This window comes from Ornithinimicrobium humiphilum, from assembly GCF_006716885.1.
GTDB lineage: Bacteria > Actinomycetota > Actinomycetes > Actinomycetales > Dermatophilaceae > Ornithinicoccus > Ornithinicoccus humiphilus.
On record NZ_VFPU01000001.1, the window covers coordinates 1,020,887 to 1,042,746 of the forward strand.

The following is a 21,860-nucleotide window of genomic DNA, read 5'->3' on the forward strand; positions in this document are numbered from 1 at the left end:
GCGGGCGGAGCTCAGCCAAGCAACTGTCGGACTCCCGACCGATGAGCGGGGCCGGGCTGGTCAGCCGGGTCCGGATAGGCTGGCTCGAGCCGCGAACGCGGGGATGGTGATCGATCTACTCACGAGGGCGTGTTGTGTCCGCTGGCGAACCTATGACGGTGACTTTCGACCTTTTCAGCGCTTTGATCGACTCGCGCACCGGGGCAGGGGCCGTCTTCGACCGCCTCAGCGCCACCTACGGCTGGTCGGTGAACGGCAAGACCGTGTACGACGCCTGGGATGTTCAGAACAAGCGGGCGCAACGGCTTTGTGCGACGTGGCAGCCCTACCGGGCGCTGGCGGGTCAGGCGCTCGCCGAGGCCTATGCCGCGCTGCACATCGAGGGAGATGTCGCCGCCGATCTCGCGCAGGTTCTCGATTCGATTCCCGCATGGCCGCTCTGGCCGGACGTGAGTGAGGGACTGCCGACCCTGGGGGAGCGCTACCGTCTTGGCCTGCTCTCGAACGTTGACGATGAGCTCTTCGCTCGGACCCAGGCAGCGGCATACATCCAACCGGACCTCGCGATGACTTCTGAGCGTCTGGGCGCATACAAGCCGAGTCCTGCGATCTATGAGCGCGCACAGGAGGCACTTGGCCCCATCGTTCACATCCCCACGTCCGCGAGGGACGTCAGAGGTGCGCTGGAGGCTGGCCTTCCGGTGGTCCGCCTTCGGCGCCCCGGACACGAGCTCGACCCGGACGGACCACGCCCCACCCTTGAGGCATCCCACCTGGGTGAGCTTGCGGCACTCGTCCCGCGCGCCGCCCGGCGGTGTGCCCTGGACGGCTCAGGCAGGGAAGACGCCCCCTGAGAGGTAACGGTCCCCTCGGTCGCAGACGACGAAGACGATCGTCGCCTCCTCGACCTCCTCGGCCACCTGCAGCGCGGTCCAGCAGGCACCGGCCGCGGAGATCCCGCCGAAGATGCCCTCCTCGCGGGCCAGCCGGCGGGCCATCTCCTCGGCGTCCGGCTGGCTGACCTCGATGGTCCGGTCCACCGCGGAGGGGTCGAAGATCCGCGGCACGTACTCCGGCGGCCAGGCGCGGATGCCAGGAATCCTGGCACCCTCCGCAGGCTGCGCCCCGATGATCTCGACGTCGGGGTTCTGCGACTTCAGGAAGTGGCTGACCCCGGTGATCGTGCCGGTCGTGCCCATCGCGGAGACGAAGTGGGTGATCCGCCCGTCGGTCTGCCGCCAGAGCTCCGGACCCGTGCCGGTCTCGTGGGCGCGCGGGTTGTCCGGGTTGCCGAACTGGTCCAGGACCCGGCCCCGACCCTCCTGCTCCATCTGCGTGACGACGTCGCGAGCCTCCTCCATGCCACCCGCGGCGGGGGTGAGGACCAGCTCGGCGCCATACGCCTTCATCGTCTGGATCCGCTCGACCGAGGCGTCCTCGGGCATCACGATGATCAGCGGGTAGCCGCTGATCGCCGCCGCCATGGCCAGGCCGATCCCGGTGTTGCCCGACGTGGCCTCGAGCAGGGTGTCGCCGGGGGAGATCTCACCGCGTGCCTCGGCGCCGCGGATCATGCTGATCGCGGGGCGGTCCTTCACGGAGCCGGCCGGGTTGTTGCCCTCGAGCTTGGCGAGTATGACGTTGCCGCGCCGCTCGTTCTCGGGCCCCGGGAGGCGCTGCAGACGCACCAGCGGCGTGTCGCCGATGACGTCCTCCATCGTGAGGTACGGCCGAGGGTTGCCCACTCGCCGAGTCTACGGGCGCGACGCTAGGCGAGGACGGCGGTCATCCGGATCGAGACGCGGACGCCGGCCAGGATCGGACCCAGCCTCGGGGTGTTGCGCGCCGGGGGGGCGGTCGGGAAGACGGAGGTGGGGTCCGCCGAGCCGAACGCTGCGCCGATCGCTCTCACCTGCATGATCTCTCCTCGTCGTCGCGAGCGGTCAGTGTGGCATCCGGGGTCGCCAGGACCCTGGTGGTTTCGTCGGGCGAGGCGCACAATGGCTCATGGCCCTGCAGCGCGACACCGGCACGGGGGCGATCTTCCCGGACCTCCGGGGAGACGGCCGGATGCTCCGCGCGACCTGGCACCAGGAGTGGCAGGTCGTCGTCCTCTCGCTGTGGCGCGACAACGTCTGCGTCGGCACCTGCCGCCTCGCGGCCGACGAGGTGCCCGACCTGATCGCCGTCCTCGGCCGCGGCCTGGACCAGGCGTATGACGCGGCGCGGGACCGCGTCGATCGGATCGACGACCTGGGACGGCCTCCGCAGGCGGGCTGACGTGCGCTGGGCGGAACCCTGCCCGGTCGGGGAGAATGGGGGAGCACACGTTCAGCACATCGCTAGGAGACACCGTGACCGAGGGAACCGTCCGCTGGTTCGACACCGACCGGGGCTTCGGGTTCATCGCCCTCGGCCCGGACGCCGAGGACCTCTACGTCCACGCGTCCGAGATCATCAGCAACGACGCGGTGAAGGTGCTCCGCGAGGGGCAGGTCGTCGAGTTCGAGATCGGTGAGGGCGACCGCGGTCCGATGGCCCGCCGCGTCCGCGTGACGGCCGACCAGTCCGCCGACTCGCCGCTGGGCGTGCTCGGCACCGTCTCCTGGTACGAGCCATCCAAGGGCTACGGCTTCGTCACCCCCGACAGCGGCGACGGCGAGATCTTCGTGCACAGCTCGGCCATCGTCGGCGGCGGCATCATCACCGAGGGGCAGCGCGTCGCCTTCCTCGTCGTGCCCGGCGAGAAGGGTCCGCAGGCCGACCACCTCCTCCCGCTGGGCTCGGAGGCCGCCGGCCCCGCGGCCGCCGCGCAGGCGGACGGCGCCGACGGCACCGTCACCTGGTACGACGCCGACAAGGGCTTCGGCTTCATCACCCCCGAGTCCGGCGGCGCCGACGTCTTCGTCCACGCCCGCGAGCTCGACGGCGACCTCGACGAGCTCGACGAGGGCGACCGGGTCACCTTCGAGACCGTCCAGGGCGACCGCGGCCCGCAGGCCCGCGACGTGCGCCTGGCCGGCGGCGGCTCCAAGGCGCGGGGCCGTGCGCCCCAGCGGTCGGGCTCCCGTCCGGGGTCCCGCGGGCGCGACGACTCCGGCGTGCCGGCGCGCGGCGGCGAGGGCACGGTCGTGCGCTACGACCCGGAGCGCGGCTTCGGCTTCATCTCGCCCGACTCCGGCGGGGCGGACCTCTTCGTCCACGTCTCGACCCTCAAGGGCGTCGACGAGCTCTACTCCGGTGACCGGGTCCGCTTCCAGGTGCGTCAGAGCGACCGCGGCCCGCAGGCCGACCGCGTCGAGCTGGCCTGAGCGAACCGGCGCGGAGCGCCGTTCTTCCCACCTGGTGTCCCCACCCGTGCCTAGGGTGCAGGTATGACGTCACCTGCGCCATACCTGTTCCTGCCCGGCACGGCGCGTAAGGCCCTGGGCTTCTACGCGGACGTCTTCGGCGGCACCGTCGAGATGCACACGCTCGCGGACTTCGGCCGCACCGACGGGCCGCCCGACGCGATCGCGCACGGCTCGGTCTCGGGCGGTCCCGTGACGCTGTTCGTCGCCGACGCCACCGGTGACCAGCCGCCGTTCTCGTGCGAGGGGTTGCTCTTCTCGCTGCTCGGCGCGGCGCCGCCCGCCGTCCTGCACGAGTGGTTCGACAAGCTCGCCAAGGACGGGCATGTCGTCGACGAGCTGCGGGAGCGCTCGTGGGGCGCGACCGACGGGCAGGTCATCGACCCCTACGGCCTGCGCTGGCTCGTCGGCTACGAGCCGGACGACGCCTGACGTCGAAGGGGACGGCCGCCGTCAGAAGGCGGACGACGTCCCCGCGCCACCGCGGGCCGCGCGTGCCTCGGCGACCTTGGCGGCCCGGTCCTGCTCGAGCCGGGTGATCGGGTCCAGGCGACCAGCCAGGCGCGGGGGGCCGTAGAAGGTCAGCACGATGTACTTCACCCGCCACGTGAACCGATACCAGAGCGACAGCCCGTCGCTCTCTACCTTCTTGGCCATGCCCGCTCCCAATGCTTAGTGCCCTAATGATTAGGGGAGAGTCTACCCGCCCGTCGTGGGCTACCGTGTCGCTCATGACGACCGTGCCGACGTCCCTGCCCTCGGGGGAGCCCGACCTGCTGGCGCTCGACCAGCAGGTGTGCTTCGCGCTGGCCGTCGCCTCGCGCAACGTCATCGCGCTCTACCGCCCGTTCCTCGACCCGATGGGGCTCACGCACCCGCAGTACCTCGTGATGCTCGCCCTCTGGGAGGAGACGCCCGTCAGCGTCGTGCGGCTCAGCCAGCGGCTCAGCCTCGAGCCCGCGACCCTGTCGCCGCTGCTCAAGCGTCTCGAGGCGCGTGGCCTGATCACGCGCGAGCGGCGGCCCGACGACGAGCGATCCCTCGCCATCTCCCTGACCCCGCGCGGCCGCGAGCTGCGCGCCGAGGCCGAACGCATCCCCGCCGGCATCCTCGACCGGCTCGGCATGAGCCTGGAGGAGCTCGTCGGCCTGCGCGACGTGCTGCACCGCCTCATCGACGCCAGCACCCGGGCGAGCGCGCCCGACGGCGCCTGACCCCACGGCATCCCCGGGTCGTGGGATGGTCAGGTATGCGGACTGCATACCTCTCCGGTCCTGGCGACGCGCGCAGGGTGACGGTCACAGCCCTTGCCGCTGTCGCACTGGCACTGACCGGCTGCGTCGTGACGACGGAGGGCGCTGCGGACACCCCCACCGTCCAGCCGGGCGAGCTCGACGAGGCGGGCGGCAACCCCTGTCCCGAGGAGCTGCCGATCGGTGACGACCCCTCGGGCCACGGCTTCGGCGTGGAGCACGCGGCCGAGGAGCTCCCCGAGCTGCTCGAGCCGCAGGAGGCGTGGGTATGCCGTTATGACAGCGAGGACCGCGCGACCACCGAGTCGGGCGGCGTCGTGATGGGGTGGCGTCGTGCCGCAGGCCCCGACGCCGTCGCGCCGGAGACGCTGCCCGCTCTCGGGGAGGCCCTGGACGGGCTCGCCCTCGTCCCGGACGACCAGGCCTGCACGGCGGACCTCGGCCCCCGCTGGATGGTCGTCTACAGCCACGACGGGGACCTGACCGGCGTGGTGGTCGACGACTACGGCTGCCGGCGGGTCCGCCTGACCGACGACCCGCACCACACGCCTCCGGGGTCGGACGGGCAGGAGGGCGTGGTCGGCGGCATCCTCGACGGGGGCCACGCCGTGCTGGAGGCCCTCGGCCCGGTGCAGAGGGGCTGACCGCCGGCCGGTAGCCGGTCAGTCGTGCGACGCCCGCTCGCGCATCGCCTGCAGCTCCTCGTCGAGGAAGCGACCGAGGAGCGCGACCTTCTGGTCGACATACCCGAGCCGCTCGTAGAAGTCGACGACGGCCGTGTTGTCCGCCCGCACCATGAGCTGCACCTTGGGTGCGCCCTGCTCGCGCAGCCACGACTCGGCCGCCTCCATCAGCGCCCGCCCGAGGCCGGCCCCGCGCGAGCCGGGGTCGACCGCCAGGTAGTAGACCCAGCCGCGGTGGCCGTCGTGGCCCGCCATGACCGTTCCCACCAGCCGGCCGTCGTCCACCGCCGCGAGCACCGTCGAGGACGGGCCGTCAAGAGCGCGCGCAAGGTCGGCGGCGGGGTCGTTCCACGGGCGGGTCAGGCCGCAGTCGTGCCACAGCCGGACGGCCGCCTGCTCCAGCTCGGAGGGGAGACGCGAGATGTCCATGCGGGCATCCTCTCGCGCGGAAGCCTCAGCCCATCCTCGTCACGGTGGTCCCCGCGCGGAGCGCCCTCGGGATCTCGGCGACCTCGTGGAGCACGGCGAGCAGGCGGGCGTGCTCCTCGGGCGTGGCGTCGGAGTCGAGCGTGATCCGGTAGCGGATGCCGGTCGAGCGCCACTCGGCGTCGAAGCCGCCGTCCACCGCCACCTCGACCCCGTCCAGGTGGAAGCCCAGCCGCTCGGACTCGCGGTAGGCGTCGTTGAGCAGGCACAGGGCCACGGACAGGTGCAGCAGCTGCGCGCCGTTGGTCGCCGGCCCCGCGACGACCCCCTCCTCGGTCCAGGTATGCCGCAGCAGGACTCCCTCCGCGGCCCGCAGCGTGCCGGCCGTGGCGGTCACGGCGAAGACCGACCCGTCCATCGTGCGAATCTACGCCCGGCGCGGCAGCACGTACATACCCTCCGGAGCGCGTGGTCGGCGGACGCGCCGCCGTCGACACCCACGCACGGGGCCCGAGGAGGTACGCTGGACGGGACACTGCGGCTGAGCACGTCCGAGCGTTCGATCTGCGCAAGATCCGCTCGACCAGCCTGCGTCGTTCGAGCAGGGCACCAGCCCTCGGGGCTGCTGACCGGCTGTCGCCCGTCTCTCCGGGCGTCGCCCGCTCGACCTCGGCGCACACGCATGACCGATCGCTCCGAGGAGGAGTACGTGGCTCGACGAGCCCCGCGTCACAACGACGCATCCCCGCGCCAGAACGGCGCCGGCACCCGCCAGAAGAGCGGCGGCAACCGCGCGCGCCAGAACGGTGCCTCGCGCACCTCGCGCCGACCGCGCCACGACAACGAGGGCGTCATCCCGGTGCTGGCCCGGGTCACCCGCGAGCTCGAGTCGGCCGTGCAGCGCGGCAAGGTCACCTCGTCGACGAAGGCGAAGTTCCAGGCCGTGGCGCTGCTCGTGCGCGAGGAGCGCGCCCGCATCAAGGGCGACGCCGGCACGTCCGAGGCCAAGCGGGCCGAGGAGCTCAAGCGCCTCGACGGCATCGCCACCATCCTGGCCACCACCGCCGTCCGCGAGAGCGGGCTGCTCGCCCTGCTGGCCGACGAGGCCGTGGTCACCGACCGGGCGCGCGAGATGCGCCGCGAGCTGCTCGAGCAGGCCGGTCTGGAGGTGCCCGAGGAGCCCGAGGCCCCGGTCGAGGAGCCGGAGCCGGCCGAGCTGGCCGCGGCCGCCCGCCGCGTCGTGCCCCAGTCGGTGATCTCCCGCCAGCTGGCCAACCCCTTCCTGCCGCCGGACTTCTCCGCCGTGCCCAAGAAGAAGGCCAAGCCCCGCCGCCTCGCCGGCTGGGAGCTCATCGAGCCGTTGCTGCGCTCCTTCGAGAGCGGCGGGGGTATGGCGTGCATGGACCTGCCCGAGCCCGGCGTCGCCCGCTTCCTGGGCGGCCGCGAGCTCATGCCCCACCAGGCCAGCCTCATCGCCGCCGCGGCGGAGGGCCACCGCACCTTCCTGCTCGCCGACGAGCCCGGCCTGGGCAAGACCGCGCAGGCGCTGCTCGCCGCCGAGGCGGCCGACGCCTACCCCCTGCTCGTGGTGGTGCCCAACGTCGTGAAGATGAACTGGGCCCGCGAGGCCGAGCTGTGGACCCCGAGCCACCCGGTGACGGTGGTCCACGGCGACGGCGACACCATCGACGGCTTCGCCGACATCATCGTCGTCAATTACGAGGTGCTGGACCGGCACGTCGGCTGGCTCGGCCAGCTCGGGCTGCGCGGCATCGTCGTCGACGAGGCGCACTACATCAAGAACCCGCGCTCGCAGCGCTCCCAGAACGTCCTGGAGCTTTCGCGGCGGGTCCGCGAGCGCCGGGCCGACCCGCTGCTCATGGCCCTCACCGGCACGCCGCTCATCAACGACATCGAGGACTTCACCGCGATCTGGCAGTTCCTCGGCTGGATCGACGAGACCCGGCCGCTCGGCGACCTCATGGAGGCGCTGGAGGACATCGGCCTGACCCCGGCCGACCGCGGCTTCGCCTCGGCGGCCCGTGAGGCCGTCATCGACCAGGGCATCGTCCGGCGCCGCAAGGTCGACGTGGCGGCCGACCTGCCCGCGCGTCGCGTCGCCGACGTGCCCGTCGAGCTCGACGGCGAGGCGGGACGCTCCGTCCGGGCCGCCGAGCAGCGGCTCGCGCGCCGGCTGCTGGCCCGCTACGACGCGGCCCTGGAGGCCCGTCACCCGGGCGGCCTGCCGTTCGGCATCGACCACGACGTCGTGCGCCAGGTGGCCGCGGCGGAGCGGTCGGCCAAGGCCACCAAGTCCGACGAGAACGTCTTCACGATGATGCGGCACATCGGCCAGGCCAAGGCCGGGCTGGCGGCCGACTACGCCGCCCAGCTGGCGCGCAACGCCGGCAAGGTCGTCTTCTTCGCCAAGCACATCGACGTCATGGACGCCGCCGAGGAGACCTTCGCCAAGCGCGGCCTGCGCTACGCCTCGATCCGCGGCGACCAGACCGCCACGGCGCGCCAGAAGCAGATCGACGCCTTCACCAACGACCCCGACGTCGCCGTGATCGTCTGCTCGCTGACGGCCGCCGGGGTCGGGGTCAACCTCCAGGTCGCCTCCAACCTGGTGCTCGCCGAGCTGTCGTGGACCGACGCCGAGCAGACCCAGGCGATCGACCGCGTCCACCGCATCGGCCAGGACCAGCCGGTCACGGCCTGGCGCATCATCGCGGCGCAGACGCTCGACACCCGCATCGCCGAGCTCATCGGCAGCAAGGCCGGGCTGGCGGCGCGGGCGCTCGACGGGGCGGAGCCGGAGGAGACCGAGGCCGAGGACGTGCAGCTCGAGGCGCTCGTCACTCTCCTCGAGCAGGCGCTGGAGGAGCGGGTGGGAGCCGCGGCGTCCTGACAGGACGCCGGCTCCCGGCCGGGCCGGTCTAGAGCTTCTCGAGCTTGGAGAACGGGCTGACGATGCGGGCCTTCTGGCCACCGAAGTCGACGGTCACCGCTTCGCGCTCCTTGTTGACCACCCGGCCGAGGCCGTAGGTCTGGTGGGAGACGCGGTCGTTGAGCTGGTAGTCCACGATCTCGACCTCGGCGGGCCGGGCGAAGGGACTCGACGCGAGGTGACGTCGCTGGGGTCTGGACGAGGTAGTCATCAGGGCCAGTATGCGCTGTGCCCGGGCCGGTCCCGTAGCCGCGCAGGTCGGAGTGGCCCTGGGGCCGCCGGCGACGGAGACTTCCGGGGAGGCGCGGACCGCCCACGACCGACGGAGACGACATGAGCGACGACGTGCCGGAGGGCACGCACCGGACCACGGTGGACTGGCTGGGGGAGCCCGTCCTCACGCTCGCGCACGTCTGGCCGGCCGGCCGACCCCGGGCCGCCGTCGTCGGGCTGCACCCGACCGACCGGAGCGTCGAGGCGGGGCACCACCACCAGGGTGGGCTCGCCCGGCGCCAGCTCGCCCGCCTCGCCGAGGCAGGGCTCCTCGACCCGCCCGCACCGGGACGGACAGACCACGAGGAGGCAGCGCTCGCCGCCGGCGTCGGGCTGGTCGATCTCGTCCGACGCCCGACCTGCCACGAGAAGCACCTGTCACGCCGCGAGCTCGACCACGGCCGCGCCGCCCTGCTCGCCGAGCTCGAGGCCCGGGACGTGCCGCTCCTGGTCTGCCTCTTCAGACGACCGGTCGAGATCCTGCTCGGCGACCCCGGGCGGCCCGGCCTGCAGGAACGTACGACGTCCTGGGGCGCCCGCCTCTTCCGCATGCCCGGACCCTTCGCCTCCGCGCCCGAGGCACGGCTCGTCATGGAGGAGCTGAGCGACGAGCTCGGCGCGCAGCGTCGCTAGGCCGCCGTCAGCGCAGGAGGAGGTCCTGCCACCACATCACGTCGTCTCCCTGCTCGCCGGCCTCGCCCGCCACTAGATTGGCACGCATGACGATCCAGGGCGAGGAGGACGGGTGGCGGATCTGCGCCACCTGCGGCGTGGAGAACGACACCGACGAGCAGACCTGCGCGATCTGCGACGACGACCGGCAGTACCTCCCGCCCGGCGGCCAGCGCTGGACCAGCCTCGCCGGACGGGCCGCCGAGGGCTGCCACGTCGAGATCACCGAGCTGGAGCCCGACCTCTACGCGCTGCACGCCAGCCCCAAGGCCGACATCGGGCAGACCGCGTTGCTCGTGCGCACGCCCGGCGGCAACCTGCTCTGGGAGGTGCCGGGCCATCTCGACGACGCCGGGGTCGAGGCCGTCGCCGAGCTCGGCGGGGTCGCGGCGATCATGGCCAGCCACCCCCACATGTACGGCCTCCAGCTGGAGTGGGCCCGGGCCTTCGGTGCCGTGGTCCACGTCGCCGAGGCGGACCGGCGGTGGGTGCGTCGCGAGGGTCCGGAGATCTCCGCCTGGACCGAGCCCTTCGAGGTGCTGCCGGGGATCCGCGCCGTCCAGACCGGCGGCCACTTCCCGGGCAGCACGGTCGCGCTGTGGGAGGCCGGCGCCGAGGGGCGGGGGGTGCTGCTCTCCGGCGACACCTGCAAGGCCGTGCCCGACACCGGCTGGGTGAGCTTCATGCGGTCCTTCCCCAACCTCATACCCCTGTCGCCGGCGGTGGTGGAGCGGGTCTCGGGCGCGATCACCGCGCTGTCCTTCGACCGGCTCTACGACAACTTCGGCCTGCAGGTCCCGAGCGGTGCGCGCGAGGCGGTGGTCCGCTCGACCGAGCGCTACGTCGCCTGGGTGAGAGGTGACTTCGACTCCCTCACCTGACGCGGCGATAGCGTCGGGGCATGCGGCTGGAGAACATCGTCATGCAGGCCCGGGACCCGATCGCGACGGGCCGGTTCTGGTCGGCCGCACTGGGACTCGTCGACGGGCGGCCCGCCACGGAGGGCGACTACGAGGGCCGGCTCGTCCTCGAGGACGGCTTCTGGATCGACCTGTGCATCGAGCCGGTCCCCGACCCGCCGCCGCCCGGCTGGCGGCTCCACCTCGACCTCTCCGCCGAGGGCGACCACGAGGGGCTCGTCGAGCGGCTGCTCGGGCTGGGCGCGACGACGATCGACATCGGCCAGGGCAACCCGCCGTGGGAGGTGATGGCCGACCCCGACGGCAACCCGTTCTGCGTGATGGAGGAGCGGTCGGTCTACGTCGGCACCGGGCCGATCGCGGCGCTGCCGCTGGACAGCGCCGACCCCGAGCGGGACGGGGTCCTGTATGCCGCACTCACCGGCTGGGTGCCCGTGACCGGTCTGGCGCCGGTCACCCTGCGACACCCCAGCCTGCGCGGCCCGCTGCTCGAGCTCTGCCCCGAGCCGGAGCCGAAGATCCGGCAGAACCGCACCCACCTCGACGTGCGCCCGGAGGCCGGCGGCCCCGGCCAGCAGGAGCTGGTCGAGCTGGCGCTGACGATGGGAGCCACGCCGGCCGACGAGCCGTGGGCGCAGGGCCACCCGTGGGTCGTGATGCGCGACGTCTCGGGCAACGAGTTCTGCGTGCTGGCCGACGGGCAGCCGCCCGCCTGAGCGGGGGCGGGCTCAGCCCTTGAGCCGGACCATGCCCTCCTGGGCGACGGTGGCCGCGAGCGAGCCGTCGGAGGCGAACATGTGGCCCAGCCCCAGGCCGCGCCCGGAGCGGGCCGACGGCGAGGACTGGGTGTAGAGCAGCCACTGGTCGGCACGGACCGGGCGGTGGAACCACATCGCGTGGTCGAGGCTGGCCGGTCGCAGCCGCGGGTCGCCCCAGCCGATGCCGTGGTGGCGCAGGATCGGCTCGAGCAGCACATAGTCCGAGGCGTAGGCCAGGACCGCGGCGTGGAGCAGGTCGTCGTCGGGCAGCTGGCGCTCGACCCGCAGCCAGACCGACTGCTCGGCCCGGCCAGGCTCGGACGGGCCCAGCAGGAGCGGTGCGGTGTGCCGCAGCTCGATGGCGTTGCGGTGGGCGCGGTGCCGGGCGGCCGGGTGGTCGATCTTGGCGAGGATCTCGCGGTCGGGGCGCAGCGTCTCGGGGTCCGGCGCCTCGGGCATCGGCAGGTCGTGCTCGAGCCCCTCGGCCGGCTCCTGGAAGGAGGCGGTCAGGGAGAGCAGGATGCGGCCCTCCTGGAGGGCGTGGACGCGGCGGGCCGAGAAGCTGCGGCCGTCGCGCATGCGCTCGACGACGAAGCGGATCGGCTTCTTGTCGTCGCCCGGCCGCAGGAAGTAGGCGTGCATCGAGTGGATGAACCGGGGCTGCGGCTCGGCGTCCGTGCCGTCCTCGACGGGGCTGACGGTGCGGCCCGCCGCCATCACGGCCTGCGCGAGCACCTGGCCGCCGAAGACGCGCCCGTGGGGCTGCGGCTGGCTGCGCCCGAGGAAGACGTCGCCCTCGGAGGCACCCAGGTCGGCCGACGAGCCGTCGGGGACGACGGCCCGGATGGTCGTGGAGCCCTCCCAGGTCAGGTCCAGGACGTCGAGGAGGTCGTCGATCGGGTCGGTCAGGGATCCGTCGGTCACGGCGCGAGCCTAGTCCTCGTCGGCGACGATCACGACGTCCAGGGTGCGGGGCCCGTGGACGCCCTCGACCCGGTTGAGCTCGATGTCGCTCGTCGCGCTCGGGCCGCTGATCCACGTCAGCGGTCGGGTCGGGTCGAGGAGGGAGACGGCGTCGGGGACGTCGGCGACCACCTGCTCGACCCGGATCACGCACACGTGGTGGTCGGGCACGAGGGTGATGGCCCGGCGGCCCTGGTCGGGGGCGTGGTCGAGCACGATCGTGCCGGTCGAGGCGATGCCCACCCGCGCCGCGGTGACGACCGCGTCGACGGTGTCGAGCTCGGCGGGGGAGAGCGCCTCGTCCTCGCGGATCTCGACGTGCTCCAGCAGGGAGAGCCAGGAGCGGTCGAGCCCGGCCGGCACCACGACCGACCTCGCCTCCGCGAGCACCTCCGCCACGGCCTCGGCCACCTCCTCGGGCGGCCGGACCACGACCCGGGCGCGGTAGTCCACGAGCGCCCCGACGAACTCGAGCATCAGCTCGGGGTCGAGGTCCGCCGTGGACACGGTCCGGGGCTGGGGCGGGATCTCGCGCGGCACCCCCGCCGCGATGTCGGCCGTCGCCGCGTCGATCCGGGCGAGGATCTCCTCGCGGGCGGCGTGGCGGTCGGTCATGTCGTCTCCTCGTCGTCGTGGGTCCGGGCCCACCACTGCCGGAAGGTCTCGCGCGGTGGGGTGGGCACGTCCCGGGCCTGGGCCCAGGCGCCGAGCCCGGGCACGGTGCGCACCGTCCGCCCGCCGAGCAGCCGGCCCCCGGTCGTCGCGGCGCGCTGCGCGGCCTCGAACCGCCGGTGGTCGGCGAAGGTCCAGGCCGCGGCCCGCATGGCCAGCGCCTCGGGGGAGCGGCGCGAGGACTGGTCCACCACGCGCGAGCGGAGCCTGACGAGCAGCGACGGGATGTCGATGCGCACCGGGCACGCCTCGAAGCACGCCCCGCACAGCGACGAGGCGTAGGGCAGCGAGGCGTCGACGTCGCTCCCGGTGCCGCGCAGCAGCGGGTTGAGGATCGCCCCGATGGGCCCGGGGTAGACCGAGCCGTAGGCGTGGCCGCCCGTCCGCTCGTAGACCGGGCAGACGTTGAGGCACGCCGAGCAGCGGATGCAGCGCAGCGCCTCGCGCCCGTCCGGGTCGGCCAGCGCCGCGGTGCGGCCGTTGTCGAGGAGCACGACGTGCACGTCCTGCGGCCCGTCGCCCTCGGCCACCCCGGTCCACATCGAGGTGTAGGGGTTCATGCGCTCGCCGGTGCTGGAGCGGGGCAGCAGCTGGAGGAAGGTCGCCAGGTCGTCGAAGGTCGGCACGACCTTCTCGATGCCGACGACCGAGATGAGCGTCTCGGGCAGCGTCAGGCACATCCGTCCGTTGCCCTCGGACTCCACGACGACGAGCGTGCCGGTGTCGGCGACCGCGAAGTTGGCCCCGGAGATCGCCACCTTGGCACGCAGGAACTTCTCGCGCAGGTGCAGCCGGGCCGCCTCCGCCAGCCGGGCCGGCTCGTCGGTGAGGTCGGCCGGGGCGGGCCGGCCGACGGCCGCCATCTCGCGCAGGAAGATCTCGCGGATCTCGGCCCGGTTGCGGTGGATCGCCGGCACGAGGATGTGGCTGGGCCGGTCGTGCCCCAGCTGCACGATGAGCTCGGCCAGGTCGGTCTCCCAGGCGGAGACCCCGGCCTCCTCGAGCGCCTCGTTGAGCTCGATCTCCTGGGTCACCATCGACTTGACCTTGACGACCTCCTCGGCGCCGCGGTCGCGGACCAGGTCGACGACGATGCGGTTGGCCTCCTCGGCGTCGCGGGCCCAGTGCACGGTCGCGCCGCGGGCGGTGAGGTTGGCCTCGAGCTGCTCGAGCCGCTCGGCGAGGTGGTGCAGGGCGTCGTCCTTGGCGGCGGCGCCCGCCACGCGCAGGCCCTCCCAGTCCTCGACCTCGCCGACGACCGCGGCGCGCTTGGCCCGGATCGTCGCGGTGGCGTGGGCCAGGTTGCGGCGCTGCTGGGTGTCGGCGAGGGCGGCCCGCGCGGCCTTCGGGAAGGCCGGCATGCCCAGGAAGGTGGCGGAGGTGCGCTGGAGCGGGGGCGTGGTCATGCCGGGTCCTCCTCGGTCGAGGCGAGCACCTGGGCGAGGTGCAGGGTGCGCACCCCGGAACGCTGACGGTCGAGCAGGCCGCCGATGTGGGCCAGGCACGAGTTGTCGCCCGCGACGAGCACCTCCGCACCGGTCTCGCGGACGTGCCGCGCCTTGTCCGAGCCCATGGCGATCGAGGTGTCGGCGTTCTTGATCGCGAAGGTGCCGCCGAAGCCGCAGCACTCGGTGGCGGCCGGCAGCTCGACCAGGTCGATGCCGCGCACCGCCCGCAGCAGCTGCAGCGGCCGGTCGCCGATGTGCAGCATGCGCAGCGAGTGGCAGGTCGGGTGGTAGGTCACCCGGTGCGGGAAGTAGGCCCCGACGTCGGTCACGCCGAGCACGTCGACGAGGAACTCCGAGAGCTCGCGCACCCGGGGCGCGGTCTCCTCGACCGCCCGCTCCAGGCCGGGGTCGCCGGCGCGCCGCGCCAGCATCGCGTGCTGCTCGCGCACCGACCCCACGCAGGAGCCGGACGGCGCGACCACGTGGTCGTAGCCCCCCAGCACGTCGACGAAGCGGCGCACCAGGGGGACGGCCTCGTCGGCATACCCGGTGTTGGTGAACATCTGCCCGCAGCAGGTCTGCTCGCGCGGGAAGACCACGCGGCACCCCAGCCGTTCGAGCAGCGTCACGGTGGCCCGTGGCGCGTCCGGCCACATCGTGTCGTTGAAGCAGGTCGCGAACAGCGCGACCGTCGGTCCGGTCATCCTCGAGCTCCTCCCCGGGACCCGCAGGTGCGTGCCACCCTACGACGTGGGAAGAATGGGCGCATGGCTTCCCCTCCCGACCTGCCCGAGGTCCCCACCTGCGCGTCCGTCTACCCGGTGACGGTGCGGTGGTCGGACATGGACGCCTACGCCCACGTCAACAACGTGCAGTACCTCCGGTTCTTCGAGGAGGCCCGCGTCTACGCGTTCAAGGACTGGTTCGGCCAGGACCGGGACCTCATCGACGAGGGCATGCTCGTGGTCGGCCAGGCCGTCGACTACCTCGTGCAGATGGACTTCGCCTACGCCCCCGCGCGGGTCGCGGTGTGGTGCACGGGCGCCGCCGGGGCCTCCTTCGACCTCGGGTATGCCGTGGCCGGGCCGGAGGGGGACGACACCGTCTACGCGCGGGGCCGGGTCACGCTCGTGGCCTACGACCTCGCGGCGAAGCGGCCGCGCCGGCTGGGTCCGGCGGAGCGGGAGGCGCTGGCCCGCGTGACCGGCCCGGCGCCGGTGCTGCGCGTGGACCGGACGGCCGCGCGCCGGACGGGGACGACCGCGTGACCCCGCCGCTGGAGGACCGTCACGACACCCTGACCTTCGCCGACGTCGAGTCGCTCGTCGACCTGTCCACCTACGTCGGCCGCGCGCGTGCGCACGACGCCGACGGGGCGGTGCGGCTGCAGGCCGTGGGTCGCGTGCTCGCCGCCTGGGTGTGCATCCTGCCCGGCCGCGACCTGCTCGGCTCCGGCACCGTGCTCGGTCTGCGGACGATGCCGTTGGAGGGGGAGCACCGTCTCGACACGACCGTGCCGCTCGCGGCGCTCGCCGACCGGTTCGCCCGTCGGGGCACCACCGGTGACACCGGCACCCTGCTGCCCGTCCCCCCGACCACCGTCTCCCCGCCGTGGGGAGGCGTGACCCCGCCGCGCGGCGGGTGGGAGCCGGTCGGCGAGATCGGCTCGGACGCCCTGCTGGCCGCCGCCCGCGAGGGCATCGCGGAGGTCGCCCAGGGCGCCCCGGCCACGGCCGGTGCCCCGGCGGTGGCGGCGCTCCGGGCCCGGGTCTGGGGACGCACCCTGGAGCACGGCGTGCCTGCCGGCGCCGGCCTGGCGGTGCTCGCTCTGGGCTTCGCTCGCGAGGGCTCCGGCCTGACCGCGACCGTGCACCGCAGCGGCTCGTGGACGCGGGTCAGCCTGCCGGCCGGGCACGTCGTCTGCCGCTGAGCCCGGCCCGTCGGGTCAGTCGCGCGGCCGCGGCCGGCTGGTGTCGGGGTGCAGCGCGACGAAGAGCGACCACGGCTCGGCCTCGGGGTCCCGCGGTCGGTCGTGGAACTCCTGGATGAGCGCGTCGAGGCGGGAGCGGAACTCCTCGAGCTCCTCCCGCGGCAGCCGCAGCCCGAGCCGGACCATGTCGTGCTGCTCCGGCGGCACCGCGGCGAGCTCGGAGAGGAAGGCCTCCAGGAGCGGGGTGGAGCCGACGGGGGTGTGGACGTACCAGGACTTGCCGGTCGAGCGGTAGGGGATCTCGCGGGCGCCCCGCCGGCCCCGCCGGGCCTCGAGCGCCTCGAGGAAGCCGGTGTCGACGAGCGTGCGCACGTGGTGCAGCACGGTGGCCGGGTTGAGACCGAGAGTCTCGGCGATCTCCCGGTTGGTGAGAGGCTGGTCCAGCGCGAGGCGCAGGATGCGCAGCCGCAGCCCCGAGGCCAGCGCCCGCGCCTCGGCGTCGGTCGCCTGGCGGCGCTCCGGGCGGCCGTCGGGACCGGGGGCGATGCCCGGGGGCAGCTGCCTGCGGGAGACGGGTTCCGGAGCGTCCGCGTCGGGGAGGGTGGACGGCATACGCGCAGTGTGGCACATCAGTGATTGACAAATCCCAATCAGTCGCGCAGGATGCCGGGATGACCCAGGGGACCGCCACCGCGCCGCGCCGCAGCCTCTTTCGGCACCACGACTTCCGCCAGCTGTGGATGGGCGACACGGTGTCGGTCCTCGGCATGCAGTTCGTCGGTCTTGCGCTGCCGCTGCTGGCCGTCCAGGTGCTGCACGCCGACGCCTTCGAGATGGGCCTGCTGGCGATGCTCGAGTCGCTCGCCTTCCTCCTCATCAGCCTGCCCGCGGGGGCCTGGGTCGACCGCTGGCGCAAGAAGCGCGTCATCGTGGCCGGCGACCTGCTGCGCGCGGCCCTGCTGCTGACGATCCCGCTCGCCTGGCTGCTCGACGTGCTCACGATGGAGCAGCTCTTCGTCGTGGCCTTCACGGTCGGCTGCATCACCGTCTTCTTCGACGTCGCCAACCAGTCGTACCTGCCCGAGATCGTGGAGGGGGAGCAGATCGCCGAGGGCAACGGCAAGCTGCAGGCCAGCCAGCAGGTCGCCAGCGTCGCGGGGCCCGCCGCGGCCGGTGCCCTCGTGCGCCTGGTCGGCTCGCCCCTGACGATCGCGGTGACCTCGGTCTGCATGGCGCTCTCGTCGCTCTTCGTCAGCCGCATCCGGCACCGCGAGGAGCGGCCCGACCCGGCCGCGCGCCGTCCGCTCCTGGCGGAGATCAAGGAGGGTATGGCGTTCGTCCTAGGACATCCGCTGCTGCGCCGGATCGTCGCGTGCACGGGCCTGTCCAACCTGGCGACCTCGGCGATCTTCGCGCTCTTCGTCCTCTACGCGATCCGGGTCCTGGGCTTCTCGGAGGCCACGCTGGGCCTGGTCATGTCGGCGGCGGCCGTCGGCGGGCTCGTGGGCGCGGTCACCTCCGACCGGTTCTCGCGCCTCGTCGGTGAGGGCCGTGCGATCCCGGTCTCGGCCGTCGTCGGCGGGCTGGCCATCTTCGCGATCCCGCTGGCCTCGGTCCTGCCGCCCGTGCCCACCCTGCTCGTGGGGCAGGTCGTCGCCTGGTGGGGCGTCGTGACCTACAACATCGCCCAGGTGAGCTTCCGCCAGCGTCTGTGCCCCAAGCCGCTGCTGGGCCGCATGAACGCCTCGATCCGCTTCCTCGTGTGGGGCCCGATGCCGGTCGGTGCCTTCCTCGGCGGCTTCCTGGGCCGCTCGCCCGACGAGGCGGGCACGCTGTCCTGGGCCGCCATCGGGGTGGTCCCGACGCTGTGGGTCTTCTCCGGGCTGGCCCTCGCGGCCGCGCTGCCCGTGCTGCTCTCCCCGCTGGTCGGGATGCGCGAGCTACCGCGCTCCCTCGACGCGCTCGCCGAGACCGGCGAGACCGAGGTCGACGCGGGTTGACCGCTAGCCTCGGCGGGTGGACACCTCGCTCCTGATCAACGCCGGCCTCGTCCTCGTCTTCGTGCTGGTCGGCGGGGTCTTCGCCGCGACCGAGATGGCGATCGTCTCGCTGCGCCAGTCGCAGGTCGACGACTTCGACCGGGCCGGCCCCCGGGGGCAGCGCATCGCGGCGCTGGTGCGCGACCCCAACCGCTTCCTCTCGGCCGTCCAGGTCGGCGTCACGGTCGCCGGCTTCTTCTCCTCCGCCTTCGGCGGCGCGACGCTGGCGCCCTACGTCTCCCGGCTGCTGCAGTCGTGGGGGCTCGGGTCGGGGCTGGCCGACAGCCTGGCGCTGGTCCTGATGACCCTCGTCATCGCCTACCTCTCCCTGGTGCTCGGCGAGCTGGTGCCCAAGCGGCTGGCCATGCAGCGGGCCAAGGCCTTCACCTCGGTCCTGGCGCCGCCGCTGGGGGTGCTCTCGGTCGTGCTCAAGCCGGTCATCTGGCTGCTGTCGGCCTCGACCAACCTCGTGGTGCGAGCCCTGGGCGGCGACCCCGAGGCGGCCGGCGAGGAGATGTCGCTGGAGGAGGTGCGCCGCATCATCGAGGACAACCGCGAGCTGCGGCCCTACCCGCGCCAGATCCTGCGCGACGTCATCCGGGCCGGCGAGCACCGGCTGCAGGACGTCCTTACGCCGCGCACCGACGTGCAGTTCCTCTCCGCCGACACCCCGCTGCTCGAGGTCGAACGGACGGTGCGCGAGTCGTCCTTCTCCCGCTTCCCGGTCATCGGCCGCTCGGCCGACGACGTCCTCGGCGTCGTGCACGTGCGCGACCTGCTCGCCGTGCCGCACGAGGAGCGCGGGGGCCTGCGGGTCGCCGACGTGACCCGGCCGGTCACGGCATACCCCCCGACCAAGCCGGTGCTCGCCACCCTGGCCGAGATGCGCGAGGCGCAGCAGCACCTGGCGATCGTCGTCGACGAGCACGGCGGCACCGACGGGATCGTCACCATCGAGGACCTCGTCGAGGAGCTCGTGGGCGAGATCTACGACGAGTACGACATCACCCGCAACCCCGAGGACGTCACGGTCCGCTCGGCCGAGGGGCTGGAGGTCTCGGGCGGCCTCAACGTCGACGAGCTCGCCGACATGCTGAAGGTCGAGATCGAGACCGGTCCCTTCGAGACGGTCGGCGGGCTGGTCATGGCCCGTCTGGGCCGGGTGGCCGAGGTGGGGGACACGGTCGAGGTCTCCGGGCTGGTGCTCACGGTCGAGGAGGTCGACGGCTACCGCGTCGTGCTCGTCGGGGTGCGCCGTGCGGTCCCGGCGGACGACCCGGAGGGGCCCGCCGAGACCAACGGCTGAGGCTCAGGCCAGCCAGACGGTGACGTCGGAGGGCACGGCGCCGTCCTCGAGGCGGCCGCTGCTCACGAGCACCTCGAGGCCCTCGGGCAGCGCGACCGGGTCGTCCCCGAGGTTGGCGAGCACCGTGACCGGGCGGCCCTCCGCGGGCGTGATCGTGAGGGCCAGCACCGAGGGGTCGTAGCCGTCCAGCCAGCTGAGCGTGCCGGTGCCGAGGCCGAGCTCGCGCCGCAGGCGGAGGAGCGTGCGGTAGAGCTCGAGCGTCGAGCCGGGCACGCCGAGCTGCCGGTCGGCCGCGAGCGGGCCGTAGACCTGCGGCTGCGGCAGCCAGCTGAGGTCGGCGTCGGAGAAGCCGTAGGCGGGGGCGCCGGCGACCCAGGGCAGGGGCACCCGGCAGCCGTCCCGCCCGGTCTCCTCGCCGCGGGTGCGGGCGAACGCCGGGTCCTGGCGCACCGAGTGCGGCAGCGCGGTGTGGTCGGGGAGCCCGAGCTCCTCGCCGTTGTAGAGGTAGGCGCTGCCGGGCAGGGCGAGCATGAGCGCGGTCGCGGCCCGGGCGCGGTGCAGGCCGAGCACCGGGTTGGGCTGCGGGTCCTCGGCGGCGATGCCGTTGGGGCGGCGGGTGCCGGGCGGCAGGCCCAGGCGCGAGGCGTGGCGGACGACGTCGTGGTTGGACAGCACCCACGTCGTCGGGGCCCCGACCTTGGCCGCCTCCCCGAGCGACTCGTCGACGACGGCGCGCAGGTCCTCAGCCCGCCAGGCGGTGTCGAGGAAGTGGAAGTTGAAGGCCTGGTGCATCTCGTCGGACCGCACGAAGCGCATCGTGCGGGAGATGCTCGGCAGCCACGCCTCGGCGCACAGGATGCGGTCGTCGGCGGGGTCGCCGCCGGGGTTGTAGGAGTCGAGCACCTGCCGCCAGCCGCGGTAGATCTCGTGGACCTCCTCCTGGTCCCACATCGGGCCGAGGTTGGTGTGCGCGGACTCGTCGTCGGCGCCGCCGGCCATGACCGCCCGCTCGTCCCAGTCGGGCAGGTCGGCGACCTTGATGAGCGAGTGGGCCACGTCGACCCGGAAGCCGTCGACGCCGCGGTCGAGCCAGAACCGCAGGATCGACTCGAACTCCTCGACGACCTCGGGGTTGCGCCAGTTGAGGTCGGGCTGGCGGCTGTCGAAGAGGTGGAGGTACCACTGGCCGGGTCGGCCGTCCGGGTCGGTCGTGCGGGTCCAGGCCGGGCCGCCGAAGACCGACCGCCAGTTGTTGGGCGGCTCGGCGCCGTCGGGACCCTTCCCGTCGCGGAAGACGTAGCGCTCGCGGGCCGGCGACCCGGGCGCGGCGGCCAGGGCCTCGCGGAACCACACGTGCTCGTCGCTGGTGTGGTTGGGGACCAGGTCGATGATGACGCGCAGTCCGAGCTCGTGGGCGCGGGCGAGCAGGGCGTCGGCGTCGTCGAGGGTGCCGAAGACCGGGTCGATGTCGCGGTAGTCGGCCACGTCATACCCCGCGTCGGCCATCGGGGAGCGGTAGAACGGGCTGATCCACAGCGCGTCGACCCCGAGCTCGCGCAGGTAGGGCAGCCGCGAGGTGATCCCCGGCAGGTCGCCCACGCCGTCGCCGTCGCTGTCGGCGAAGCTGCGCGGGTAGACCTGGTAGATCACCGCGGAGCGCCACCAGGGCGCGGGGGCGCCGGCGGACGGGGCGTCGGGGGCGGCGGGGGCCGGGGAGGTGGTGCGAGCGGTCACGAGGACCCAGGCTAGGCGCTCGCGAGCCTCAGACCGAACCCGCGCGGGTCAGTCCTCCAGGGCGTTGACCATCGCGTCGGCGGCGCGGTTCATGTAGTCGCGCATGAGCTGCTCGTCCATCGCGCCGAGCCGGTCGCGGATGCTGTCGATCGCCGCGTGCATGTGGGTCAGCCAGCGGTCGCGCTGGGCCGGGGTCACCCGGTAGGGCATGTGGCGCATCCGCAGGCGCGGGTGGCCGCGACGCTGCTGGTAGGTGGTGGGGCCGCCCCAGTACTGCTCGAGGAAGAGGAGCAGGCGCTCTTCGGCCGGACCGAGGTCGGCCTCGGGGTAGAGGGCCTTGAGCGGCTCGTCCTGCGCCACGCCGCGGTAGAACTCCTGGACCAGCAGGCGGAAGGTCTCGTGGCCGCCGACGCGCTCGTAGAACGTCGGGACCTGGTCGGGGGTCGTCCGGGCGGTGGAGTCGGGCTGGGTCACCGATCCAGT

At 73.4% G+C, this 21,860-nt stretch carries 27 protein-coding genes; 14 read left to right on the forward strand and 13 right to left on the reverse strand.

The genetic code is table 11. The annotated features are described in order from the left end of the window. Positions 1 to 158: 158 nt before the first annotated feature. Entirely contained in the window at positions 159 to 854 is a 696-nt protein-coding gene (locus FB476_RS04725) for an HAD-IA family hydrolase (RefSeq protein WP_202876901.1), read from the forward strand. Here FB476_RS04725 and cysM read toward each other — a convergent pair. Both cysM and FB476_RS16360 read right to left on the reverse strand, forming a co-directional pair. Continuing rightward, positions 831 to 1,745, reverse strand: a complete 915-nt coding sequence (gene cysM / locus FB476_RS04730) for a cysteine synthase CysM (RefSeq protein WP_202876902.1) — start codon at positions 1,743 to 1,745, stop codon at positions 831 to 833. The genes FB476_RS04725 and cysM overlap by 24 nt on opposite strands. Before the next feature lie 23 nt (positions 1,746 to 1,768). Beyond that, on the reverse strand, positions 1,769 to 1,918 hold the full coding sequence (locus FB476_RS16360; RefSeq protein WP_170233523.1) for a hypothetical protein: 150 nt from the start codon (positions 1,916 to 1,918) through the stop codon (positions 1,769 to 1,771). A gap of 89 nt (positions 1,919 to 2,007) precedes the next feature. On the opposite strand from FB476_RS16360, the gene FB476_RS04735 reads away from it, so the two are divergent. From FB476_RS04735 to FB476_RS04745, 3 genes are all read left to right on the forward strand, one after another. Beyond that, the gene (locus FB476_RS04735; protein WP_141817756.1) at positions 2,008 to 2,280 is read left to right on the forward strand and encodes a hypothetical protein; all 273 of its coding nucleotides are present in this window, start codon (positions 2,008 to 2,010) and stop codon (positions 2,278 to 2,280) included. A 74-nt stretch (positions 2,281 to 2,354) separates the two neighbouring features. Further along, positions 2,355 to 3,311, forward strand: a complete 957-nt coding sequence (locus FB476_RS17105) for a cold-shock protein (RefSeq protein WP_141817757.1) — start codon at positions 2,355 to 2,357, stop codon at positions 3,309 to 3,311. 63 nt (positions 3,312 to 3,374) lie between these two features. Further along, positions 3,375 to 3,782: a VOC family protein gene (locus FB476_RS04745; protein ID WP_141817758.1), complete on the forward strand. Its 408-nt coding sequence runs from the start codon at positions 3,375 to 3,377 to the stop codon at positions 3,780 to 3,782. A gap of 21 nt (positions 3,783 to 3,803) precedes the next feature. Here the strand turns inward: FB476_RS04745 and FB476_RS04750 are convergent, their stop codons facing one another. After that, positions 3,804 to 4,007: a hypothetical protein gene (locus FB476_RS04750; protein ID WP_141817759.1), complete on the reverse strand. Its 204-nt coding sequence runs from the start codon at positions 4,005 to 4,007 to the stop codon at positions 3,804 to 3,806. A 74-nt stretch (positions 4,008 to 4,081) separates the two neighbouring features. On the opposite strand from FB476_RS04750, the gene FB476_RS04755 reads away from it, so the two are divergent. Then, the gene (locus FB476_RS04755; RefSeq protein WP_141817760.1) at positions 4,082 to 4,564 is read left to right on the forward strand and encodes a MarR family winged helix-turn-helix transcriptional regulator; all 483 of its coding nucleotides are present in this window, start codon (positions 4,082 to 4,084) and stop codon (positions 4,562 to 4,564) included. Positions 4,565 to 4,692: 128 nt separating this feature from the next. After that, positions 4,693 to 5,247 (forward strand): hypothetical protein, encoded by a 555-nt coding sequence (locus FB476_RS04760; RefSeq protein ID WP_141817761.1) that lies wholly within the window; start codon positions 4,693 to 4,695, stop codon positions 5,245 to 5,247. 18 nt (positions 5,248 to 5,265) lie between these two features. Here FB476_RS04760 and FB476_RS04765 read toward each other — a convergent pair whose 3' ends face one another. Continuing rightward, positions 5,266 to 5,715 carry a GNAT family acetyltransferase gene (locus FB476_RS04765; protein ID WP_141817762.1) on the reverse strand — a complete coding sequence of 150 codons (450 nt, stop codon included), beginning with the start codon at positions 5,713 to 5,715 and terminating at the stop codon, positions 5,266 to 5,268. A 25-nt stretch (positions 5,716 to 5,740) separates the two neighbouring features. After that, positions 5,741 to 6,130, reverse strand: a complete 390-nt coding sequence (locus FB476_RS04770; protein ID WP_141817763.1) for an OsmC family protein — start codon at positions 6,128 to 6,130, stop codon at positions 5,741 to 5,743. Positions 6,131 to 6,394: 264 nt separating this feature from the next. On the opposite strand from FB476_RS04770, the gene FB476_RS04775 reads away from it, so the two are divergent. Continuing rightward, positions 6,395 to 8,623 carry a DEAD/DEAH box helicase gene (locus FB476_RS04775; RefSeq protein WP_141817764.1) on the forward strand — a complete coding sequence of 743 codons (2,229 nt, stop codon included), beginning with the start codon at positions 6,395 to 6,397 and terminating at the stop codon, positions 8,621 to 8,623. A gap of 28 nt (positions 8,624 to 8,651) precedes the next feature. Here FB476_RS04775 and FB476_RS04780 read toward each other — a convergent pair whose 3' ends face one another. After that, the gene (locus FB476_RS04780; protein ID WP_141817765.1) at positions 8,652 to 8,873 is read right to left on the reverse strand and encodes a hypothetical protein; all 222 of its coding nucleotides are present in this window, start codon (positions 8,871 to 8,873) and stop codon (positions 8,652 to 8,654) included. A gap of 122 nt (positions 8,874 to 8,995) precedes the next feature. On the opposite strand from FB476_RS04780, the gene FB476_RS04785 reads away from it, so the two are divergent. The 3 genes from FB476_RS04785 (at position 8,996) to FB476_RS04795 (ending at position 11,243) form a co-directional block, all read left to right on the forward strand. Beyond that, positions 8,996 to 9,568, forward strand: coding sequence for a uracil-DNA glycosylase family protein (locus tag FB476_RS04785; RefSeq protein ID WP_238329552.1), 573 nt, complete (start codon positions 8,996 to 8,998; stop codon positions 9,566 to 9,568). 86 nt (positions 9,569 to 9,654) lie between these two features. Continuing rightward, entirely contained in the window at positions 9,655 to 10,488 is an 834-nt protein-coding gene (locus tag FB476_RS04790) for an MBL fold metallo-hydrolase (RefSeq protein WP_141817766.1), read from the forward strand. A gap of 20 nt (positions 10,489 to 10,508) precedes the next feature. Next, entirely contained in the window at positions 10,509 to 11,243 is a 735-nt protein-coding gene (locus tag FB476_RS04795) for a VOC family protein (protein WP_141817767.1), read from the forward strand. Positions 11,244 to 11,255: 12 nt separating this feature from the next. On the opposite strand, the gene FB476_RS04800 is transcribed toward FB476_RS04795, so the two are convergent. The 4 genes from FB476_RS04800 to FB476_RS04815 are packed head-to-tail and all read right to left on the reverse strand — an operon-like array spanning position 11,256 to position 15,072. Continuing rightward, a complete protein-coding gene (locus FB476_RS04800; RefSeq protein ID WP_141817768.1) occupies positions 11,256 to 12,209 on the reverse strand; it encodes an acyl-CoA thioesterase in 954 nt (317 codons plus the stop codon). Between the two features lie 9 nt (positions 12,210 to 12,218). Next, positions 12,219 to 12,863, reverse strand: coding sequence for a LutC/YkgG family protein (locus FB476_RS04805; RefSeq protein ID WP_141817769.1), 645 nt, complete (start codon positions 12,861 to 12,863; stop codon positions 12,219 to 12,221). Next, positions 12,860 to 14,326, reverse strand: a complete 1,467-nt coding sequence (locus tag FB476_RS04810) for a LutB/LldF family L-lactate oxidation iron-sulfur protein (RefSeq protein ID WP_141817770.1) — start codon at positions 14,324 to 14,326, stop codon at positions 12,860 to 12,862. Before FB476_RS04810 ends, FB476_RS04805 begins: the two co-directional genes overlap by 4 nt. After that, positions 14,323 to 15,072 (reverse strand): (Fe-S)-binding protein, encoded by a 750-nt coding sequence (locus FB476_RS04815; protein WP_141817771.1) that lies wholly within the window; start codon positions 15,070 to 15,072, stop codon positions 14,323 to 14,325. The genes FB476_RS04810 and FB476_RS04815 overlap by 4 nt, the downstream gene beginning before the upstream one ends. 63 nt (positions 15,073 to 15,135) lie before the next feature. Between FB476_RS04815 and FB476_RS04820 the strand changes: the two genes are divergently transcribed. Both FB476_RS04820 and FB476_RS04825 read left to right on the forward strand, forming a co-directional pair. Then, positions 15,136 to 15,636: an acyl-CoA thioesterase gene (locus FB476_RS04820; protein ID WP_141817772.1), complete on the forward strand. Its 501-nt coding sequence runs from the start codon at positions 15,136 to 15,138 to the stop codon at positions 15,634 to 15,636. Continuing rightward, a complete protein-coding gene (locus tag FB476_RS04825) occupies positions 15,633 to 16,298 on the forward strand; it encodes a DUF8185 domain-containing protein (RefSeq protein ID WP_238329553.1) in 666 nt (221 codons plus the stop codon). Before FB476_RS04820 ends, FB476_RS04825 begins: the two co-directional genes overlap by 4 nt. A 15-nt stretch (positions 16,299 to 16,313) precedes the next feature. On the opposite strand, the gene FB476_RS04830 is transcribed toward FB476_RS04825, so the two are convergent. Next, entirely contained in the window at positions 16,314 to 16,910 is a 597-nt protein-coding gene (locus FB476_RS04830) for a winged helix-turn-helix domain-containing protein (RefSeq protein ID WP_141817773.1), read from the reverse strand. A 59-nt stretch (positions 16,911 to 16,969) separates the two neighbouring features. Here FB476_RS04830 and FB476_RS04835 point away from each other — a divergent pair, with 59 nt between their 5' ends. Together FB476_RS04835 and FB476_RS04840 are read left to right on the forward strand one after the other, a co-directional pair. Continuing rightward, positions 16,970 to 18,298: an MFS transporter gene (locus FB476_RS04835; protein ID WP_141817774.1), complete on the forward strand. Its 1,329-nt coding sequence runs from the start codon at positions 16,970 to 16,972 to the stop codon at positions 18,296 to 18,298. 16 nt (positions 18,299 to 18,314) lie between these two features. Beyond that, complete coding sequence (locus FB476_RS04840) at positions 18,315 to 19,643, forward strand: hemolysin family protein (RefSeq protein ID WP_141817775.1); 1,329 nt, start codon at positions 18,315 to 18,317, stop codon at positions 19,641 to 19,643. Positions 19,644 to 19,646: 3 nt separating this feature from the next. Here the strand turns inward: FB476_RS04840 and FB476_RS04845 are convergent, their stop codons facing one another. Together FB476_RS04845 and FB476_RS04850 are read right to left on the reverse strand one after the other, a co-directional pair. Further along, positions 19,647 to 21,377 (reverse strand): glycoside hydrolase family 13 protein, encoded by a 1,731-nt coding sequence (locus tag FB476_RS04845; protein WP_141817776.1) that lies wholly within the window; start codon positions 21,375 to 21,377, stop codon positions 19,647 to 19,649. Positions 21,378 to 21,425: 48 nt separating this feature from the next. After that, positions 21,426 to 21,851, reverse strand: coding sequence for a globin (locus FB476_RS04850; RefSeq protein ID WP_141817777.1), 426 nt, complete (start codon positions 21,849 to 21,851; stop codon positions 21,426 to 21,428). Positions 21,852 to 21,860: the final 9 nt, after the last annotated feature.

Coding starts and splice junctions, on each gene's coding strand:
- FB476_RS04830 (WP_141817773.1), bottom strand. CDS start 16,910: ATGCCGTCCACCCTCCCCGACGCGGACGCTCCGGAACCCGTCTCCCGC.
- FB476_RS04820 (WP_141817772.1), top strand. CDS start 15,136: ATGGCTTCCCCTCCCGACCTGCCCGAGGTCCCCACCTGCGCGTCCGTC.
- FB476_RS04835 (WP_141817774.1), top strand. CDS start 16,970: ATGACCCAGGGGACCGCCACCGCGCCGCGCCGCAGCCTCTTTCGGCAC.
- FB476_RS04795 (WP_141817767.1), top strand. CDS start 10,509: ATGCGGCTGGAGAACATCGTCATGCAGGCCCGGGACCCGATCGCGACG.
- FB476_RS04755 (WP_141817760.1), top strand. CDS start 4,082: ATGACGACCGTGCCGACGTCCCTGCCCTCGGGGGAGCCCGACCTGCTG.
- FB476_RS04815 (WP_141817771.1), bottom strand. CDS start 15,072: ATGACCGGACCGACGGTCGCGCTGTTCGCGACCTGCTTCAACGACACG.
- FB476_RS04775 (WP_141817764.1), top strand. CDS start 6,395: ATGACCGATCGCTCCGAGGAGGAGTACGTGGCTCGACGAGCCCCGCGT.
- FB476_RS04765 (WP_141817762.1), bottom strand. CDS start 5,715: ATGGACATCTCGCGTCTCCCCTCCGAGCTGGAGCAGGCGGCCGTCCGG.
- FB476_RS04745 (WP_141817758.1), top strand. CDS start 3,375: ATGACGTCACCTGCGCCATACCTGTTCCTGCCCGGCACGGCGCGTAAG.
- FB476_RS04810 (WP_141817770.1), bottom strand. CDS start 14,326: ATGACCACGCCCCCGCTCCAGCGCACCTCCGCCACCTTCCTGGGCATG.
- FB476_RS04785 (WP_238329552.1), top strand. CDS start 8,996: ATGAGCGACGACGTGCCGGAGGGCACGCACCGGACCACGGTGGACTGG.
- FB476_RS04790 (WP_141817766.1), top strand. CDS start 9,655: ATGACGATCCAGGGCGAGGAGGACGGGTGGCGGATCTGCGCCACCTGC.
- FB476_RS04770 (WP_141817763.1), bottom strand. CDS start 6,130: ATGGACGGGTCGGTCTTCGCCGTGACCGCCACGGCCGGCACGCTGCGG.
- FB476_RS04780 (WP_141817765.1), bottom strand. CDS start 8,873: ATGACTACCTCGTCCAGACCCCAGCGACGTCACCTCGCGTCGAGTCCC.
- FB476_RS04750 (WP_141817759.1), bottom strand. CDS start 4,007: ATGGCCAAGAAGGTAGAGAGCGACGGGCTGTCGCTCTGGTATCGGTTC.
- FB476_RS04805 (WP_141817769.1), bottom strand. CDS start 12,863: ATGACCGACCGCCACGCCGCCCGCGAGGAGATCCTCGCCCGGATCGAC.
- FB476_RS16360 (WP_170233523.1), bottom strand. CDS start 1,918: ATGCAGGTGAGAGCGATCGGCGCAGCGTTCGGCTCGGCGGACCCCACC.
- FB476_RS04735 (WP_141817756.1), top strand. CDS start 2,008: ATGGCCCTGCAGCGCGACACCGGCACGGGGGCGATCTTCCCGGACCTC.